This is a genomic window from Mycobacterium sp., from assembly GCF_035314665.1.
Taxonomy (GTDB): domain Bacteria; phylum Actinomycetota; class Actinomycetes; order Mycobacteriales; family Mycobacteriaceae; genus Mycobacterium.
This window is the reverse complement of the sequence record NZ_DATFZD010000407.1, coordinates 1-2407: the sequence shown is the minus strand read 5'-3', so window position 1 is coordinate 2407 and position 2407 is coordinate 1. Positions and strand designations below refer to the sequence as shown.

Annotated in this window: 2 protein-coding genes; both read right to left on the bottom strand. The window is 65.0% G+C overall.

Annotated features, from left to right (window positions below):
- Positions 1 to 142 precede the first annotated feature (142 nt).
- Positions 143 to 937 carry an IS21-like element helper ATPase IstB gene (istB, locus tag VKI00_RS28950; RefSeq protein WP_324444351.1) on the bottom strand — a complete coding sequence of 265 codons (795 nt, stop codon included), beginning with the start codon at positions 935 to 937 and terminating at the stop codon, positions 143 to 145.
- Positions 937 to 2172 carry an IS21 family transposase gene (gene istA / locus VKI00_RS28945; protein WP_324444349.1) on the bottom strand — a complete coding sequence of 412 codons (1236 nt, stop codon included), beginning with the start codon at positions 2170 to 2172 and terminating at the stop codon, positions 937 to 939. Before istA ends, istB begins: the two co-directional genes overlap by 1 nt.
- Positions 2173 to 2407 lie beyond the last annotated feature (235 nt).

The window sequence follows — 2407 nt, the reverse complement described above, 5'->3', positions numbered from 1 at the left end:
GGGATATCAGGAGCTCCATTGATGAAGTCTGTAGCCGCCTCGACCTCGTTGTCCTCGGGCTGACGTCCTTCTAGAGCCAGCATGTCAACGGCAGCCGAATTTTGACCAGCTGTCGGCAATCGAAAATTGACCAGCTCGGGTTTCATTGGTCGTCGGCCGTGACGGTGGGGACGCGGCCGAGGTCGCGGTCTTTGATGCGGTAGCTGTCACCTTTGAGCGCGATGACCTCGGCGTGGTGCACGAGGCGGTCGATCATGGCAGCCGCGACGACGTCGTCGCCGAACACCTCGCCCCAGCGGCCGAAGGGCTTGTTACTGGTGACGATCAGGCTGGCTCGTTCGTAGCGGGAGGACACCAGTTGGAAGAACAGGTTGGCGGCTTCAGGCTCGAACGGGATGTAGCCCACCTCGTCGACGACGAGCAGGGGGTAGCGGGCCAGGCGGATCAGTTCGGCTTGCAGGGTGCCGCCGTGGTGGGCCGCGGCGAGTCGGTCGACCCATTGCGAGGCGGTGGCGAACAGGACCCGGTAGCCGGCTTGGCAGGCGCGGATGGCGAGCCCGATCGCCAAGTGTGTTTTCCCGGTGCCTGGTGGTCCGAGGAACACGACGTTGTCTTTGGCGGTGACGAAGTCCAGGGTTCCCAGGTGGGCGATGGTGTCACGTTTGAGACCGCGGGCGTGGTCGAAGTCGAACTCCTCCAACGACTTCCGTGACGGGAAGCGGGCGGCCCGGATGCGGCCTTCGCCCCCGTGGGATTCGCGGGCGGACACTTCACGCTGCAGGCAGGCGGCCAGGAACTCCTCATAGCTCCAGGTTTCGGTGCGGGCACGCTCGGCGAGGCGCTCGACGGCCCCACGCAGCGTCGGTGCTTTCAGGGCCCGGGTCAGATACGCCAGCTCGGCGGTCACATCCCGGCTGCTGGTGGTCTTGGCCGCCATCAGGCCACCGGCCCGTCCAGGCCCAGCAGGGCGTCGTAGTCGGCCAGTCGGCGCTGTTCAACCTCGACCCCGGATGGGTGCGCGACTACCTCGAAATGCTTCCTGCGCAACACCTTGGCGGCCTCGAGGTGGTCGGGATCGGCGATCGTCTGATGTTTGGCCCACAGCCGGGCGTGGTCGGCGACCAGGGTGCCGTCACACCAAACTCGGACACGGTGCAGGTCCGCGGTGATCTCGATGCGCCGCCCGACCGCGGCCGGATGCACCGAGTAGTCATTGCTGTCCAACCGCACGTAATGATCGCGCGGTAGCCGTGTTGAGGTTCGCCACCCCACTGTCGGCGCCACTGGCGGCAGCGTCAGCATCGCCGCGCTATCGGCCTCGATCCGGTCAACTGGGCGACATCCCAGCACGCGGTGTTGGCGATGATTGGCCCGCACTAACCAGGCCTGCAGCTGGGTGTTGAAATCTGCCGGTGAGCTAAACACCCGGCCCGGCAGAAACGCCCGCTCCAGGTAGTCGTGGAAGCGTTCAACGAGTCCTTTGGCTTCGGGGTCGCCCGGTTTGCAGATCAGCACTTTAGCCGCCAAGGTACCGCGAAACGCCTGGCACGCGCCGGTGAGTTCGGGTTGGCGTGCCCGCCATCGCCCAACCGCCCCTTCGCCGTCCCACACCAACACCCGTGGGGTGGCGCCCAGCACCGAAAGATGCTGCCACCAACCGGCATAGAGGTCTTCAGCGGTGCGGGTCGGGATCAACACCGCTGATGCCCACCGCGAATACCCACACACCATGGTCAACACCGGCAACTGCGTCGCAGTGCGGACCTGGCCGCACCCGACCGGCACCACCACATCGGGAAACCAGAAATCGCACTGCGCGATCTCGCCCGCCGGATAGGTCGTCCGCGATGCTGGATCCGGCGGCAGATACAACGGGCGCAGCTCCCGCACCCGCCCACTCAATGTTCGGATCGAATACGACCATCCGATCCGCTCAGCGATCACCGTCGCCGGCATCCTCGGATACGCCGCCAGCAGCTCCCGGATCCTGGGCTCGGCCTCATCGGCCACCGACCCAACCGGAGCACGCCGATACTTCGGCGGACCGGGAGAGGCCAACGCCGCCTTCACCGTGTTCCGCGAAATCCCCAACACCCTCGCGATCTCTGAAATCGACAGCCGCTCCGACCGGCGCAACCGCCGGATCTCTGCCCAGTCCTCCACGCTCAACACTCGCTTCCTCCTTGGCTCGCTCAGCCAAGGCTCTCCAGGAAGCTGGTCAAAATTCAGTTGCCGCGCAGTGGTCAGTATTCAGTTGCCGTCGACATGCGGCTGAATTGCGGAATCTGGTAGGCACACTGGCGCGGTGGGATCGCTGGTGGTCGGGACGCATAACGGTGCGAGCGAGCTTAGCGATCGTTAACGACCTTCCTTACATAAAACCAGGAGGCATTATGGCTACCTCCAT

Coding starts and splice junctions, on each gene's coding strand:
- istB (WP_324444351.1), bottom strand. CDS start 937: ATGGCGGCCAAGACCACCAGCAGCCGGGATGTGACCGCCGAGCTGGCG.